This window comes from Mycobacterium sp. IS-1742 (assembly GCF_001500125.1).
Classification (GTDB): Bacteria; Actinomycetota; Actinomycetes; order Mycobacteriales; family Mycobacteriaceae; genus Mycobacterium.
Genome location: NZ_LQIV01000019.1, coordinates 1 through 15,846, shown reverse-complemented (window position 1 = coordinate 15,846; position 15,846 = coordinate 1). Strand labels below are relative to the sequence as shown.

The window sequence follows — 15,846 nt, the reverse complement described above, 5'->3', positions numbered from 1 at the left end:
ATGCCTTACGACGTCATCGTCATCGGCCTCGGCGGTATGGGCAGCGCCGCTGCGTATCACCTGGCCGCCCGGGGTCAGCGCGTGCTCGGGCTGGAGAAGTTCACCCCGGCCCACGACAAGGGGTCCAGCCACGGCGGATCCCGTATCATCCGGCAGTCCTACTTCGAGGACCCCGCCTACGTTCCGCTGCTGCTGCGCGCCTACGACCTGTGGGACCGGCTCGCCGCCGACTCCGCCCGCGAGGTGTACCGGCTGACCGGCGGCCTGTTCATCGGGCCCCCCGACTGCCTCACCGTCGCAGGCAGTCTGCGCGCCAGCCGACAGTGGGGCCTGCCGCACGAGGTGCTCGACGCCGGCGAGATCCGCGGCCGCTATCCGAACTTCACCCCCCGCCACGGTGACATCGCGCTGTACGAGGCCAAGGCCGGGTTCGCCCGCCCCGAGACGACTGTGCAGGCCCACCTGGACCTCGCCGATCGGGCCGGTGCCACCTTGCGGTTCGGCGAGGAGGTCACCGGGTGGTCGGAGACCGCCGACGGCGTCCGCGTGACCACCGCCGCCGGCACGTACACGGCGGGCCAGCTGGTGATCTGCCCCGGCGCGTGGGCGCCGCAACTGCTCGCGGAGTTCGGCATCCCCATCACCGTCGAGCGTCAGGTGCTGTACTGGCTCGACCCGGTCGGCGGCGTCGACCCGTTCGCCGACCACCCCATCTTCATCGCCGAAAACGAACGCGCCGAGCAGATCTACGGTTTCCCGGCGATCGACGGCCCGCGCGGAGGGGTGAAGGTCGCGTTCTTCCGCAAGGGCATCGTGTGCACACCGGACACCATCGATCGCGTCGTGCACGAACAGGAGATCCGGGAGATGCGCGACGAGGTCGCACAGCTGCTGCCCGCGCTGGACGGGCCCTGTGTGCACTCCGCGACGTGCATGTACTCGAACACCCCCGACCAGCACTTCGTCATCGCCCGTCACCCCGACAGCGTCAATGTGACCGTGGCATGCGGATTCTCGGGACACGGGTTCAAGTTCGTGCCGGTGGTCGGCGAGATCCTCGCCGACCTCGCCACGAACGGCGCCACCGCCCATCCCATCGGCCTCTTCGATCCCCGCCGGCTGGTGACCGCATGACCGCCACCGACCAGTCCGCAACCCTGCTCGCCACCCTCGGCGGCGAGTTCTACACCAGCGACGCGGTATTCGCCGCCGAACAGGCCCGGATCTTCGAAGACTCCTGGATGTGCGCCGTCCGCGCCGCCGACCTCGCCGCGCCCGGACAGTTCAAGAAGATCCAGATCGGGCGGGAGAGCGTGCTGGTGGTCCGTGCCCGCGACGGCATGCTCCGGGCGTTCCTCAACGTCTGCCGGCATCGCGGCGCGCAACTGTGCACCGAACCCGAGGGCCAGGTCCGGCGCACGCTGCGCTGCCCCTACCACGCGTGGACCTACGCGCTGGACGGCCGGCTCGTCGCCGCGCCGAACATCGCGGCGCTCACCGACAACACCGGTGCGGCGATCGACCGCTACGAGTACGGGCTGGTGCCGGTGGCGCTCACCGAATGGCTGGGTTATGCGTGGGTGTGCCTGGCCGACGTGCCGCCCTCGTTCGAGGAGACCGTCGTGGGCGAGGTGGCGTTGCGGCTCGGCGACGCCGGGACCATCGACCGCTACGGCGTGGACGGTCTCCGACTCGGCCACCGCATCGTCTACGAGGTCGCCGCGAACTGGAAGCTCATCGTCGAGAACTTCATGGAGTGCTACCACTGCTCGTCGATCCACCCAGAGCTGGTCGACGTGCTGCCCGAGTTCGCGCGAGGCATGGCCGCCCAGTCCTACGTGGGCCACGGCGCCGAATTCGGTTCGGACGTCGCCGGATTCACCGTCGACGGGTCGGCGGGATTCGGCACCCTGCCCGGGCTGTCGGGGGATCAGGACCGGCGGTACTTCGCGATCACCGTGCGGCCCTCGGTGTTCGTCAACCTCGTCCCCGACCACATCATCTTCCACCGCATGTACCCGCTGGCGGCGGACCGCACCGTCGTCGAATGCGACTGGCTCTACGCACCGGACGTCGTGACCGCCGGACACGACGTGACACGCTCGGTCGAGTTGTTCCACCGGGTCAACAAGCAGGATTTCGAGGCGTGCGAACGCACGCAGCCGGCCATGTCGTCACGGGCGTACCGGCACGGCGGTGTGCTCGTACCCGCCGAACACCACCTCGCGGAGTTCCATCAGTGGGTAGTGTCCCGTCTCGGCATGTCGGACGGTGGCGCAAGGGGCTGACCCATGGACGGTGGACCGGACCTCTACATCGGAGGTTCCTGGCGGCATGCCGGTGACGGCGGTACCCGCGACATCGTCAACCCGGCCGACGGCAGCCTCGCCGCCACCGTGGACGAAGCGACGCCGGACGACGCCCGCGCCGCCGTCGCCGCCGCGCGGCACGCCTTCGACGACGGCGCCTGGCCCGCCACTCCCGTCGCCGAACGCGCGGCCCTGCTCGACCGGATCGCCGACCTGCTCGTCCGCGACAGGGAGGACCTCGCGCTGCTGGAGACCCGTGACACGGGGAAGACGCTGCCGGAGAGCCGTATCGACATCGACGACGTCACCTCGGTGTTCCGCTACTACGCGCGGTTGATCGCCGTGCAGTCCGACCGGCTCGTCGACGTCGGCGACCCGGCGGTCGTCAGCCGCGTCGTGCACGAGCCCATCGGGGTGTGCGTGCTCATCGCGCCCTGGAACTACCCACTGCTGCAGATGTCGTGGAAGGTGGCCCCGGCGTTGGCCGCCGGATGCACGATGGTCATGAAACCCAGTGAGGTCACCCCGCTGAGCACCATCGCGTTCACCCGGCTGCTCGACGAGGCCTTCGCGGCATGTGGCGTGCCCGCCGGTGTGGTGAACCTCGTCCAGGGCAGCGGCGCCACCCTCGGCGGCGCGCTCACCGACACCGCCGACGTCGACTTCATCTCGTTCACCGGCGGTGTGGCCACCGGGCGCACCATCGCCGAGGTCGCGGCCAAGCACGTCACCAAGGTGGCGCTCGAACTCGGCGGCAAGAACCCCCACATCGTCTTCGCCGACGTCGCGGAGGCGGGCCAGGTCGACACGGCGGTCGATCAGGTCCTGACCGGGGTGTTCCTGCATTCGGGGCAGGTGTGCTCGGCGGGGACCCGGCTCATCGTCGAGGAGTCGATCGCCGACGACTTCGTCGCCGACCTGGCCGCGCGGGCCGCCAAGATCCGCGTCGGCGACGGAATGGACCCCGCCAGCGAGACCGGTCCGCTGGTGTCCGAACAGCACCGCGCCAAGGTGGAGGCCTATGTGGCCCTGGGTATCTCGGAGGGCGCCGAGTTGGTCTGCGGGGGTGCGCGGCCCAGCGACCCGGCGTTGTCCAAGGGCAGTTTCTACCTGCCCACGATCTTCGACCGGTGTGACCGGTCGATGCGGATCGTCACCGAAGAGACCTTCGGGCCGATCCTGACGGTGGAGCGGTTCACCGACGAGTCCGAGGCGATCTTCCTCGGCAACGACACGCAGTACGGTCTCGCGGCCGGTGTGCGGACTTCCGACACGGCGCGGGGCGAACGTGTGGTGCGGGCCTTGCGGCACGGCACGGTATGGCTCAACGACTTCGGTTACTACACCGCCGCAGCGGAATGGGGCGGATACGGCAAGTCGGGCAACGGTCGCGAGCTCGGACCCGCCGGGCTCGCGGAATACCAAGAGATCAAACATATCTGGCACAGAGTCGCGCCGCAGAAGGCCGGTTGGTTCAAGGGCTGACCGCAGAAAGGACACCACAATGGTCATCAAGGAGCCTTCCGGGGCGAGCGGAGCGACGGGGAATGTGTCGGCCGACAGCGGCCTGGACGACTTCGGATACCGGGAGTCGCTGGACCGCAGCATCGGCAAGTTCGCCAGCTTCGCCGCAGGCGTCAGCTACATCTCGATCCTCACCGGCACGTTCCAGCTGTTCTACTTCGGCTTCGGCACCGCCGGTCCGGCCTACCTGTGGTCATGGCCGATCGTGTTCGTCGGGCAGATGGCGGTGGCGCTGTGCTTCATGGAGCTGGCGGCGAAATACCCTGTCGCCGGATCGGTCTACAACTGGAGCAAGAAGCTGGCGAGCCGCCTGGTCGGCTGGTCGTCGGGGTGGCTGATGCTCACCGCGTCCATCGTGACGATCTCCGCGGTGGCGCTGGCCTACCAGCTCAACCTGCCGCGCCTGTGGAGCGGATTCCAGATCATCGGCGACGGCTCCGGCGAATACGACTACGCCGCCAACGCGGTCCTGCTCGGCACCATCCTGATCCTGTTCACCACGCTGGTCAACGCGCTCGGTGTGCGGCTGATGTCGATGATCAACAGTTCGGGGGTGTTCATCGAGCTGATCGCCGCCGTGCTGATCGCCTTCCTGCTCGCCATCAACGTCCAGAACGCCCCCGACATCTTCTTCTCCGCGAACGGATACGGCGCCGACGAGAGCATGGGATACCTCGGAGCGTTCCTGGTGGCGTCGCTGGCGTCGGGGTACGTCATGTACGGCTTCGACACCGCGTCGTCGTTGGGGGAGGAGACCGTCGAACCCCGCCGCACCGCCCCCAAGGCCATCGCCCGCGCGATCCTGGCCTCCTTCGTGATCGGCGGCGCCATCCTGGTTTTCGCGGTGATGGCCGCTCCGAACCTACAGGATCCCGCCCTCGGTGAGAGCTCGGGTGGACTGCAGTACATCGTCGAACAGGTGATGTGGGGTCCGCTCGGCAAGGTGTTCCTGGTCTGCATCGTCATCGCGGTCACCGTGTGCACCCTCGCGGTGCACACCGCCGCGATCCGGCTGACATTCGCCATGGCGCGCGACAACGCGCTGCCCTTCGGCGAGAAGCTGGCGACGGTCAACCCCAAGACCCAGACGCCGATCGTGCCCGCGGTGACCATCGGCATCATCGCCGTGTTCATCCTCGTCATCAACATCGGTCAGCCGAAGATCTTCACGGTGCTGACATCGATCGCGATCATCATGATCTACCTGGCCTATCTGATGGTGACCGGACCGCTGCTCAAGAAACGCCTGCAGGGGCAGTGGCCGCCGAAGGACCTCGCCGACGGCGGCTACTTCACGATGGGCCGCTGGGGTCTGCCGGTGAACATCTTCGCCGTGGTGTGGGGAATCGGTATGGCGCTCAACCTGGCGTGGCCGCGCGCCGCGGTGTACGGGGAGCCCTGGTACAACACCTGGGGCGCGTTCGTGTACATCGGCGTCATCCTGGGCGCGGGCCTGCTGTGGTACGCGGTCAAGGGCCGCCACCACATCGGGTGCCTCGAATCCCACGCGGCGACAACGAAAAACGAGGCCGCCCTCGATGGCTGACACCGGCACGTTCGACTACGTGATCGCCGGCGGCGGCACCGCCGGTTGTGTCCTGGCCGCGCGGCTGTCGGAGGACCCCGGCGTCACGGTCTGTCTGATCGAAGCCGGGCCGACCGACGTCGGCGACGACAGGATCCTGGTGCTCGCCGACTGGATGCACCTGCTCGACTCGGGCTATGACTGGGACTATCCGATCGAACCGCAGGAGCGCGGCAACTCGTTCATGCGGCATGCGCGGGCCCGCGTGCTCGGCGGCTGTTCGTCGCACAACTCGTGCATCGCGTTCTGGCCGCCTGCCGAGGCGCTGGACGAATGGGTGACCATGGGCGCCGATGGCTGGAGCGCCGCCGAGATCCTGCCGCTGACCGACAGATTGACCAAGACCGTCCAATTGCGCGACGTCCCGCCCGACGATCCGTGCGGTGCCGCGGTGCTGGAGGCGGCCGCGTCGATGGGTATGCCGACCGTCGCCTTCAATCGCGGTGAGACGGTCCGCAACGGCGCCGGATGGTTCCAGATCAACGCCGGCGAAGACGGCATCCGCAACTCCACCTCACACGCGTTCCTGCACCCGATCCTCGACACCAGGCGCAACCTCGAGGTGCGCACCGACTGCTGGATCGCCGAGATCCTGTTCGACAGCGACACACCAGGAGCGAACGCCGCGACCGGGGTGCGCTACCAACGCCCCGATCTGACCGGTTACGACACCGTCACGGCGCGGCGGGAGGTCATCGTGTGCGCCGGCGCGATCGACACCCCGAAGCTGTTGATGCTCTCCGGGATCGGGCCCACCGCGCACTTGCGGGAGATCGGCATCCCGGTGCGCGTCGACTCCCCGGGGGTGGGGGCGAACCTCGACGACCACGTCGAGGGTCTGGTGTTCTGGGAGGCCGCCAGGCCCATGGTGACCGCCTCCACGCAATGGTGGGAGATCGGGCTGTTCACCACCCTCGACGAGGGAGTGACGCAACCCGACCTGATGATGCACTACGGCAGCGTGCCGTTCGACATGAACACCCTGCGGCGTGGCTACCCCACGACCGACAACGGATTCTGCCTGACGCCCAACGTGACCCAGGGCCGCAGCCGGGGCACGGTACGGCTGCGCAGCCGCGACTTCCGCGACCGCGCACGCGTCGACCCGCGGTACTTCACCGACCCCGACGGCTACGACGAGCGCATCATGCTGGCCGGGGTGAAGCTGGCGCGCTCGATCGCCGAGCAGGCTCCGCTGGCGCCGTGGGTGCAGCGGGAACTGGCGCCGGGGCCGGACGCCACCACCGACGACGAACTGCTCGACTACATCCACCAGTGCCACAACACCGTCTACCACCCCGCGGCGACCGCGCGGATGGGCGCCACCGGCGATCCGATGGCGGTTCTGGACCCGCAACTGCGGGTCAAGGGGGTGTCGCGGCTTCGGGTGGTCGACGCCTCCGCGATGCCGAAACTGCCCGCGGTCAACCCGAACATCACCGTCATGACGATGGCGGAGAAATGTGCTGACCTGATCCGAGCGTCATGACCTCCGCGGGCTCGACCGACGACGCGGTCCGGGCGTTCCTCGCCGGGCACACTCCCTTCCAGTCGATGCCCGACGAGGAGCTCGACCGGCTGGCCGACGGCGCCCGTGTCGAGGAGTTCCCCCCGGGCGCCGTGGTCGCCGACTACGCCAGCGGGGTCCCGGACGGCGTGTGGATGGTCTTCGACGGGCAGGTCACCCTGCACGCCAGCGTGGACGGCGCGCTGATCGACACCGTCGATCCGGGCGGGATCTTCGGATACACCCCGATGCTCGTGGGCGGCGAGATGCAGTTCCAGGCCCGTACGGCGTTGCCGAGCAGGTTGATTCGGCTCCCCTCCGCGCTGGTGCGGTCGCAGTTCGCCAGCCCGGCCGGGCTGGCGTTCCTGGCGTCGTCGGCGTGGGCCGCGACCACGGCCGCGCGCCCGCCCGCGGCATCGGCCGGTCAGGCGGTCGGCGAGATGGTCGCCGGGGACGTCCTGACCGTCCCCCCGCACACCACCGTGCGTGAGGCCGTCACCCAGATGACCTGCCACCGCGTGTCGTACGCGTTGATCTGGTTGCCCGACGGGGGTCTGGGCATCTTCACCGACCGGGACCTGCGAACCCGGGTGGTCGCGGCGGGGCTGCCCGTCGACGTGGAGATCAGCCGCGTGATGAGCGCCCCGGCGCGCACGGTCACCGCCGACCTGACCGCCGAGACGGTGCTCATGGAGATGCTCGAGAGCGGTGTGCGGCACATGCCGGTGCTGACCGGCCGCGGTGACGTCGTCGGCGTGCTCGAGGACGCCGACCTGCTCGCGGCGTCGGCGCGGCAGAGTTTCCTGCTGCGCCGGGCGATCGGTTCGGCCGTGGACGCCCGCGAATTGCAGCGCGCCGGACAGCGGGTGCGGCGCATCGCGGGTGACCTGTTCCGCAACGGGACGAAGGCGTCGGCGACCAGTGCGATCCTGTCGGTCGTCGTCGACAGTCTGGTACACCGCGCGCTCGAGCTCGCCTTGTCCGAAACCGGTTGCAGCGTGGACGGATTCGCATGGCTCACGCTGGGCAGTGTGGCCAGGCGGGAGGCGATGCCGTCGTCCGACGTGGACAGCGCGCTGTCGTGGCGCGACGAACCCCGCTGGGAGGCGGCGCAACTGCGGGAGGTGGCGGCCCGCACCCACGCGATCCTCGACGGCTGCGGGTTGCCGTCGGACTCCAACGGCGCCGTCGCCACCCAACCCGGGTTCTCCCGGTCGGCCTCGCAGTGGTCGACCGCGGCGCAGGGCTGGCTGGACCATCCGCTGCGCGACCGCGGCCTGATCATGTCCTCGTTGATGATCGACGCCCGGGTGGTCTGGGGAGACCCGGCGCTGCACACCGTGCCGACGGCGTACCGCCGGCTGCGGGACCATCCCGAGGCGCTGCGGCTGCAACTGCTCGACGCCGTGTCGGGCCGCGTGCGCACGCGCTCGCTACGTGACGTGCTCGCCCGCCGCGGCGGCACCTTCGACCTCAAGAGCCACGCCGTCACGCCGATCGTCAACCTGGCCAGGTGGGGTGGTCTGACGGCCGGTGTGACGACTGCGACCACACCGGCGCGGCTGGCGGCCGCCGCGCAGGCCCGGGCCATCAGCAGCCAGGACGCCACCACCCTGTGCGACGTCTTCCTCATGCTGCAGCGCCTGCGCATGACCCATCAGGTCGAGCAACTCGCCGCCGGGCACACCCCCGGTGACGTCATCACGATGTCGGAGTTGTCGCCGCTCAACCGGAGCCTGCTCAACGAAGGCCTGCGGGAGATCGCCGCCGTGCAGCGGCGGCTGCGCCAAACCGGCATCCCACCGGTTTAGGCTGACGCCGATGCCCAGGGATGACGACAGGCCGGCCGCGGCGGTGCAGTCCGTCGACCGCGCACTCGTCGTCCTGGAGATCCTCGCCAAGGCCGGTCAGGCCGGGGTCACCGAGATCGCCACCGCGCTCGACGTGCACAAGTCGACCGTCTCGCGTCTGATCGCGGTGCTGGAGTCGCGCGGTTACGTCGAGCAGGTGTCCGGCCGGGGCAAGTACCGGCTCGGCTTCGCGATCGCCCGGTTGGCGCGCGCCAGCAGCGGCCACCTCGACCTGGGGCGGCTCAGTCAGGACGTGTGCGACGGCCTGACGGAGGCGCTCGGCGAGACCACGAACGTCGCCATCCTCGACGAGAACCGCATCGTCAACATCGTCGAGTCCATCGGTCCCGGCGAGATCACGCTGCGGACCTGGGTGGGGCAGAGCTGCCCGGCGCACGCGACGTCGAGTGGCAAGGTGCTGCTGGCCGGGCTCGACGTCGCCGAGGTGCGGACGCGGCTGACCGATCCGCTGGCGTCGTTCACCCCGGCCACCATCGCGACGGTGGCCCGGCTGCTGACCGAGCTGGCCGAGGTCCGCGACCGCGGGTGGGCCAGCGTCACCGAGGAGCTCGAGGTGGGCCTCAACGCGGTCGCCGCACCGGTCCGGGATGCGAACTCCCGCGTCGTCGCCGCGCTGAGTGTGTCGGGGCCGTCGTACCGGCTGGGTGAGGCCAAGTTCGGCGAGGTCGCCAAACAGACCGTCGCCGCCGCCGACGCCATCAGCCGGCGACTGGGCTGGATCGACCCCGACACGGTGTGACAGACCGACCCGTCGGTGTCACGTCGACGGCGCGTCATCGGGCGCCTTGCCTGCCGAGACCGGGGACAAACCCGTAAGCTCGATGAGGTGCAGCGACGAATCATGGGGATCGAGACCGAATTCGGCGTGACCTGCACGTTCCATGGCCACCGCCGGTTGAGTCCGGACGAGGTCGCCCGATATCTGTTCCGGCGGGTGGTGTCGTGGGGCCGCAGTTCGAACGTCTTTCTGCGCAATGGCGCGCGGTTGTATCTCGACGTCGGGTCCCACCCGGAGTACGCCACGGCCGAATGCGACAACCTGATCCAGTTGGTCACCCATGACCGGGCCGGCGAGCGGGTGCTCGAAGACCTGCTCATCGATGCCGAGCAGCGGTTGGCCGACGAGGGCATCGGCGGCGACATCTACCTGTTCAAGAACAACACCGACTCGGCGGGCAACTCGTACGGCTGCCACGAGAACTACCTGATCGTCCGCGCCGGTGAGTTCTCCCGGATCTCCGACGTGCTGTTGCCGTTCCTGGTGACCCGGCAGTTGATCTGCGGTGCGGGCAAGGTGCTGCAGACGCCCAAGGCCGCGACGTTCTGCCTGAGCCAGCGCGCCGAGCACATCTGGGAGGGCGTCTCCTCGGCGACCACCCGGTCCCGGCCGATCATCAACACCCGCGACGAACCGCACGCCGACGCCGAGAAGTACCGACGGCTGCACGTGATCGTCGGCGACTCGAACATGTGCGAGTCCACCACCATGCTGAAGGTGGGCACGGCCTCGCTGGTGTTGGAGATGATCGAGGCGGGCGTGCCGTTCCGCGACTTCTCGCTGGACAACCCGATCCGGGCGATCCGCGAGGTCAGCCACGACCTGACGGGTCGGCGGCCGGTGCGGCTGGCCGGCGGGCGGCAGGCCAGCGCGCTCGACATCCAGCGCGAGTACTACTCGCGCGCCGTCGACTACCTTCAGACGCGGGAGCCGAACTCGCAGATCGAGCAGGTCGTGGACCTGTGGGGCCGCCAGCTCGACGCGGTGGAGAGTCAGGACTTCGCGAAGGTCGACACCGAGATCGACTGGGTGATCAAGCGCAAGCTGTTCCAGCGCTACCAGGACCGCTACAACATGGAGCTGTCCGACCCGAAGATCAGCCAACTCGACCTGGCCTACCACGACATCAAGCGCGGCCGCGGGGTGTTCGACCTGTTGCAGCGCAAGGGCCTGGCGGCGCGCATCACCACCGACGAGGACATCGACGCCGCCGTGGACACGCCGCCGCAGACCACGCGCGCGAAGCTGCGCGGTGAGTTCATCAGCGCGGCACAGGAAGCCGGCCGGGACTTCACGGTCGACTGGGTGCACCTCAAGCTCAACGACCAGGCGCAGCGCACGGTCCTGTGCAAGGACCCCTTCCGCTCGGTCGACGAACGGGTCAAGCGGCTCATCGCCAGCATGTAGTCCCTGCCCCACCGGCGCCGAATTTCGTGCGGTGGGGTCGAGCCCTGCTCAGGTAACATTTGCTGGACGATTCGTGAAACGGGTGGTCGAGACGTGTCCCGAGGCAGATGAGGGTTTGATCTTGTCGGCGAAGCACTTGCTGGGCGGTTCGACGGCAGGCCTTCGCGCGCTGGGTGAGTGGGGGTGGCGATGACCGAGTTGAGAGTCAACACCGGTGAGCTGGCTAACGGGGGGAACGGTCTGGTCAGCGGCGCACAGGCGATTCCGGAGCCGCTGCAGCCGCTGGTGACCACGGGCACGGATGCGCTCTCGCTCGCGCTGGCCGCCCGGACCAACGAGGTCGAGTTGCCCCTCATCGAGGGCATGCCGAAGACGAAGGCCGAAGCGCTGGCGACGGCGGAGAACATCATCAGAGCCGCCGCGCTCTACGAGCAGAGCGATCAGCAGATCGCCGATCAGGTGCGCAAGGCGCTGGCGGAATTGGACGGCGCCCAAGCTGCGGGCGGTGGTGGCGCTGCGGGTGGCGGTGCCGGCGCCGGTGCCGTCGGCACTGCGACCGGTGCGGCAGGTGGGGGAGGCGCGGGCGCGGGCCAGGACATGGGCCAGATGATGGGCATGCCGATGCAGTTGGCGCAGCAGGCCGCTCAGATCCCGATGCAGCTCGCCGGGATGGCGATGCAGATCCCGCAGGGGATCATGCAGGGCGTTCAGAGCGGAATGCAGCAGGTCGGCCAGATGACGAGCCAGTTCGGTGAGACGGACGGCGCCGAGAAGGACGAGAAGGCGACACTCGAAGACGAACTGCGCGAGAAGGAAGACGTGCCGGCCGAGGAGCGGGAGCAGGAGGGCGCGGCGCCGGCCGAGGGGACAGGGGAGCGGGCACCCGAGTACGTGCCGCGGCACGCGGCTCCGGAGACACCGGACGCTGCTGCGGCGCCGGAGCCCACGCCGCCCGGCCCGAAGCCGGCGCCCACCAGGCCTGCCGATTCGTCGATTGTGTTGTGACCGTGAGTGTTTCTGACGCGAAGGTGCGCATATGAGTCTGCCTCCCCCTCCGAATCCGTACGGTGGCCAGCCGCCCTATGGCGGCCAGCCGCAGTACGGAGGTCAGCCGCAGTGGGGTGGCCAGCAGCCGGGTGCGGGTGAGGGGCAGTTCAGTGGGCCGCCGCCGTGGGGCCCGCCGCCGCAGCAACCGCAGTGGGGTGGCTCGCCCCCCGGTCCGCCACCGCAGAAGGGTGGCAAGGGGAAGTGGATTCTTGGCGGGGTAATCGTGTTGCTGGTCGTCGCGCTGGCGGTGACGCTGACGATCTTGGTGACGCGCGACGGTTCAGGCGGGAGTTCGCCGACGCCGCCGGGGGACGGGCAGGCGTCGGAGTTCGCGAGTGCCAACGACACCGGACCGGTCAACATCATCACCGAGGACCCGACGTGCGACGCCTGGGGGAAGGTGGCGCGAGAATTCGTAGACAAGACGAAGGCCGTCGGCTGGGAGAAAAGGGATCCCCAGTTACCTGCCTCAGCGTGGACGTCGGACCAGCGCTCTATGTATGAAGCAGTGGGGGACGCGATGAGCCGAGCTGCCGACCAGGCTGCTAATTTGGCGAGAAGCACCCCGCATCGCGTCATGCGCGAGCTGTATCAGCAATTTATCGCATATTCGGCCGCCTTTGTTTCGACGATCCCCGAGTACGACGAACCAGATCGGCATTTAGCTTTCACGACGGATTCTTTGGTGACCGCCACGGCGAACATCTGTTCCGCCATCGATTACGATTCCGCGGCTGCAATCGCGCCGCTGCTTTCCACGCCTTCACCACCGACCGCCACCGCACCTATCGGCGATCCTGCGTCGCCTACCCGGTTCCTGGAGCGGGTCAACCCGGTATGTGAGAAGTGGGGTGACATGGTCATCAGGTTCGGCGATGAAACTGCAGATTGGGTGGCACTAGATCCAGCTGTGCCGGCAAGCGACTGGAGTCTCGAACAACAGAGAATCAACGAGGACGCGGCTCGTGTGATGGACGCGAACGCCGATGAGTTGGTTAAGCTGGGACAGGAAAGCGAAAACGCAGTGCTTGGAGATTTCGCTAGTCTGGGCGCACAATACCGGCGCGGCTTCGCTGAAGCCATACCCACTTACGACCCCAATGACAATTTTCTCGCGCAGTCAGCCACTTTCTTAGTTCGAGTCGTAGACAGCGCGTGTAAGGCAACACAATGATTGGCCGTGCGGGCGTCGAACGGCCATCTGGACGTTTCGCAACGGAGATGACGAGCAACGGCGCCTGGCCGGAAACTGACGAAATCGTTTTCAAGGAGCGCGCGAGCGAACTGAATCAGACTTTGTCCGCGATGACGGGCGCTCGGCAGAGTTGGCAGTTGAACCAGGCATCACTATTTAATGGCGAGTATGTCTGGCAAGGTGCAGGTGCGACGAAAGCCGGGGGCAGAGTGGACGACTGCACCAGGTCGATGAGCGAGCATGAGCAGCGACTCCGCGAAGCGATCTCTTGGTGCGATGAAGCTGCAACGAATATCGTTGGCGCGAAAGAAACTGTCACTAAGAACGTCAGAGACGGACAAGAGCAGATTCGCGATATCGAGGACGAGGCAGCGAGGGCGGGTACGGACCCCACCCAACAGGTACACGCCTTGGTGAATACCAAATACTTCGAGAACCTCGAAACAATAAACACGCTCGCCGTAGGGCTTGGAGGCAAACCCCTTCCGCCGCAGGCCCCGTTTGACGAGGAGGATGAACAAGGCCCGGTGGCGGAGCCAAGCCGTGAGGAGGATTCTGATCGCGTTCAATTAGTCAGCAGAATAAGCCGAGATGGCCAACGTGGAGAAACGCATGGCGCCGACTTCTTCGCGCCGCCGTCAGGTTCGGCTCCGCTCGGAGCGAGTGGGTCAGCAAGGACGTCCCAGACTGAGGAAAGTGCGGGGCCCCAAGCGACGTCACCCCCGCTCGCGACGGTTGCACATCCTGGGGCGAATCATTTGCGAACGGGACAGTCTGGCGAGACTACGGGGGCGTACGTGCCTCCCGCTCGGCCCAACGTGCCCGGCCCCTCAACTCCGCCGAGGTCGGCTTCTCAACCTGTTGGCGGCGTCGCCACGGGTCCGCCACCACCTACCGGGTCTTTAGGGTCGCCGCTTAGCGGTACCCAACCGTCGTCGCCCAGCGGAGTGCCAAGTCTCGGCGGAGGCGGCGGTTCGACCGGCGGTGGCGCTTCATCCGGGGTCGGCGGCGGTGGCGGGTCGTTGGGAGGCGACACCTCGAGCAGCCCGATCGGCGACAGCCCGTCCCCTGCGGGCGACCAGCCAAGCATCGATCCGACCAAGGGCGCCTCGGGTCTGGCCTCCGGCAGCGGGGGGCAGCCGTCCTACCAGTCCCCACCGATCGCCGAAACCTTGTCGAACATCGGACCTCCGATGCAACCCACCTCCGCGCCGATGGCCGCACCGGCCGCGCCGGCGGACGTCGCAGCGCCCGCTCCGGCTGCTCCCGCAAATCCGGTGACGAGCCAAGCGGCTCACGCTCCAGTCGCACCCGTCGCTCCGCCGTCGGCCGGCGGCGGTGTGCCGATGGCCGGTGGTGGTCCGCCTATGCCTCCGCCTCCGATGCCGTTGGGTCCGCCCCCTACACCGGCGCCCGCCGCGCCGGTCGTACCCGCGTCCGCCGCGCCACCTCCCGTGGCGCCTGCGGCCTCAAGCGCCGGGTCGGTGGTCGGAGCGCCCGCTCCGGTGCCGGTGTCGGCGGCACGCGCCGAGCGCGACGCTATCGCCGCTTCCATGCGACGACCGTCCAGCGGTGACCCCGTGCAAGTCGCTCGTCGCGTTGCCGCAGCGCTAAACGCCGCCGAGTCAACGGATTTCGGCTTCTATTGGGCGACGGGCGTCACCAAGGACGGCGCCATCCTCGTCGCCAACAGCTACGGCATCGGCTACATCCCGGGAGGGGTGAAACTGCCCGAGGGCGTGAAGATGGTCAGCGCCGACGAGTCGATCCCGATCGAGGACCGCGCGAAGTGGGCGACGTTCCCCATGCTCGCGCTGCACGGATGGGCCCAGCACCACGACAACCCTTTGCGCGCCGTGATCGCGACGGCCGATCAGTTCGACGGGTTCGATCCGGGCGCAGCGCGCGTCATCCTCAAACCCGAGGACATCCCCGAGCGAGGTGACATGTCGGGCCGTTCCCGTCTCGAGGTCATCGCACCGGACGCTGCACGCCAACTCGACTCAGTCGGGGACCCGATGCTCGCTGAGCTCCTGCCGCCCGCGCCCGCAGACGCGACTCCGCCCGCCGACAATTCGAGGATGCTGTGGTTCGACGTGATGAAGCCGCTGATGAGCACGTCCGATGATCGCGGACCTGCGCATCTCGAAGCGATGGTCCACTACGCCAACCACGCGCAAGAGCTTGCCCTGCACAGAGCGCAAACGGCGGCCGATGCCGAGACACAGCGCGCGGCAATCGCCGATTGGGTGTACTGGCAACACATCAGCGTGGTGAGCAGCGACGCCATCGTCGTCAAACAGTAATCGGAGCATTGCGTTGATGCGCGATAGCGACTGACGAAATGGCCACTGCGAACGTTCGCGCCGGCCGACAAGTCGCAAGACGAAGTGGGACACGGGCGGTGGCATCGCTGCAGCGCGTGGCGTTGGGAAGCGAGGTCCACGGGCCTCAGATTTGTCGTACCCCTCTGCTTGTATGTAGTCATGCCCTCGAGCGCACCGTGTTTCGTCCCGAGCACGCCGAGTGCTGCGCGGCTGGAGGCACTGTTCGAGGAACTGTCCGAGCTGGCCGGTCAGCGCAACGCCATCGACGGCCGCATCGTGGAGATCGCCGCCGAAAT

At 68.1% G+C, this 15,846-nt stretch carries 11 protein-coding genes and 1 pseudogene; all 12 read left to right on the top strand.

From position 1 onward, the window contains the following. Nucleotides 1–1,134: an N-methyl-L-tryptophan oxidase gene (solA, locus tag AU196_RS13210; RefSeq protein ID WP_059095531.1), complete on the top strand. Its 1,134-nt coding sequence runs from the start codon at nucleotides 1–3 to the stop codon at nucleotides 1,132–1,134. Then, nucleotides 1,131–2,288 carry an aromatic ring-hydroxylating oxygenase subunit alpha gene (locus AU196_RS13205; RefSeq protein ID WP_059095530.1) on the top strand — a complete coding sequence of 386 codons (1,158 nt, stop codon included), beginning with the start codon at nucleotides 1,131–1,133 and terminating at the stop codon, nucleotides 2,286–2,288. Before solA ends, AU196_RS13205 begins: the two co-directional genes overlap by 4 nt. Before the next feature lie 3 nt (nucleotides 2,289–2,291). Then, nucleotides 2,292–3,794 (top strand): aldehyde dehydrogenase family protein, encoded by a 1,503-nt coding sequence (locus AU196_RS13200; protein ID WP_059095529.1) that lies wholly within the window; start codon nucleotides 2,292–2,294, stop codon nucleotides 3,792–3,794. A gap of 19 nt (nucleotides 3,795–3,813) precedes the next feature. Next, entirely contained in the window at nucleotides 3,814–5,379 is a 1,566-nt protein-coding gene (locus AU196_RS13195) for an APC family permease (protein ID WP_059095528.1), read from the top strand. Beyond that, nucleotides 5,372–6,907: a GMC family oxidoreductase gene (locus tag AU196_RS13190; RefSeq protein ID WP_059095527.1), complete on the top strand. Its 1,536-nt coding sequence runs from the start codon at nucleotides 5,372–5,374 to the stop codon at nucleotides 6,905–6,907. Before AU196_RS13195 ends, AU196_RS13190 begins: the two co-directional genes overlap by 8 nt. Further along, on the top strand, nucleotides 6,904–8,736 hold the full coding sequence (locus tag AU196_RS13185; RefSeq protein ID WP_059095526.1) for a putative nucleotidyltransferase substrate binding domain-containing protein: 1,833 nt from the start codon (nucleotides 6,904–6,906) through the stop codon (nucleotides 8,734–8,736). Before AU196_RS13190 ends, AU196_RS13185 begins: the two co-directional genes overlap by 4 nt. Before the next feature lie 10 nt (nucleotides 8,737–8,746). Further along, a complete protein-coding gene (locus AU196_RS13180; protein ID WP_059095525.1) occupies nucleotides 8,747–9,535 on the top strand; it encodes an IclR family transcriptional regulator in 789 nt (262 codons plus the stop codon). 87 nt (nucleotides 9,536–9,622) lie between these two features. Continuing rightward, entirely contained in the window at nucleotides 9,623–10,981 is a 1,359-nt protein-coding gene (pafA, locus tag AU196_RS13175) for a Pup--protein ligase (RefSeq protein ID WP_157530996.1), read from the top strand. 189 nt (nucleotides 10,982–11,170) lie between these two features. Continuing rightward, on the top strand, nucleotides 11,171–11,986 hold the full coding sequence (locus tag AU196_RS13170) for a hypothetical protein (protein WP_231737557.1): 816 nt from the start codon (nucleotides 11,171–11,173) through the stop codon (nucleotides 11,984–11,986). A 265-nt stretch (nucleotides 11,987–12,251) separates the two neighbouring features. Continuing rightward, the gene (locus AU196_RS13165) at nucleotides 12,252–13,202 is read left to right on the top strand and encodes an ESX-1 system-associated protein (protein WP_231737556.1); all 951 of its coding nucleotides are present in this window, start codon (nucleotides 12,252–12,254) and stop codon (nucleotides 13,200–13,202) included. Between the two features lie 1,505 nt (nucleotides 13,203–14,707). Next, a complete protein-coding gene (locus AU196_RS26110) occupies nucleotides 14,708–15,529 on the top strand; it encodes an EspK C-terminal domain-containing protein (protein WP_231737555.1) in 822 nt (273 codons plus the stop codon). Between the two features lie 180 nt (nucleotides 15,530–15,709). After that, nucleotides 15,710–15,846 (top strand): annotated as a pseudogene (locus tag AU196_RS25540) (HNH endonuclease); the annotation flags it as partial.

Bases quoted from the DNA above. Each gene is read 5' to 3' on its own strand.
- solA (WP_059095531.1), top strand. From the start codon at position 1: ATGCCTTACGACGTCATCGTCATCGGCCTCGGCGGTATGGGCAGCGCC.
- AU196_RS13205 (WP_059095530.1), top strand. From the start codon at position 1,131: ATGACCGCCACCGACCAGTCCGCAACCCTGCTCGCCACCCTCGGCGGC.
- AU196_RS13200 (WP_059095529.1), top strand. From the start codon at position 2,292: ATGGACGGTGGACCGGACCTCTACATCGGAGGTTCCTGGCGGCATGCC.
- AU196_RS13195 (WP_059095528.1), top strand. From the start codon at position 3,814: ATGGTCATCAAGGAGCCTTCCGGGGCGAGCGGAGCGACGGGGAATGTG.
- AU196_RS13190 (WP_059095527.1), top strand. From the start codon at position 5,372: ATGGCTGACACCGGCACGTTCGACTACGTGATCGCCGGCGGCGGCACC.
- AU196_RS13185 (WP_059095526.1), top strand. From the start codon at position 6,904: ATGACCTCCGCGGGCTCGACCGACGACGCGGTCCGGGCGTTCCTCGCC.
- AU196_RS13180 (WP_059095525.1), top strand. From the start codon at position 8,747: ATGCCCAGGGATGACGACAGGCCGGCCGCGGCGGTGCAGTCCGTCGAC.
- AU196_RS13170 (WP_231737557.1), top strand. From the start codon at position 11,171: ATGACCGAGTTGAGAGTCAACACCGGTGAGCTGGCTAACGGGGGGAAC.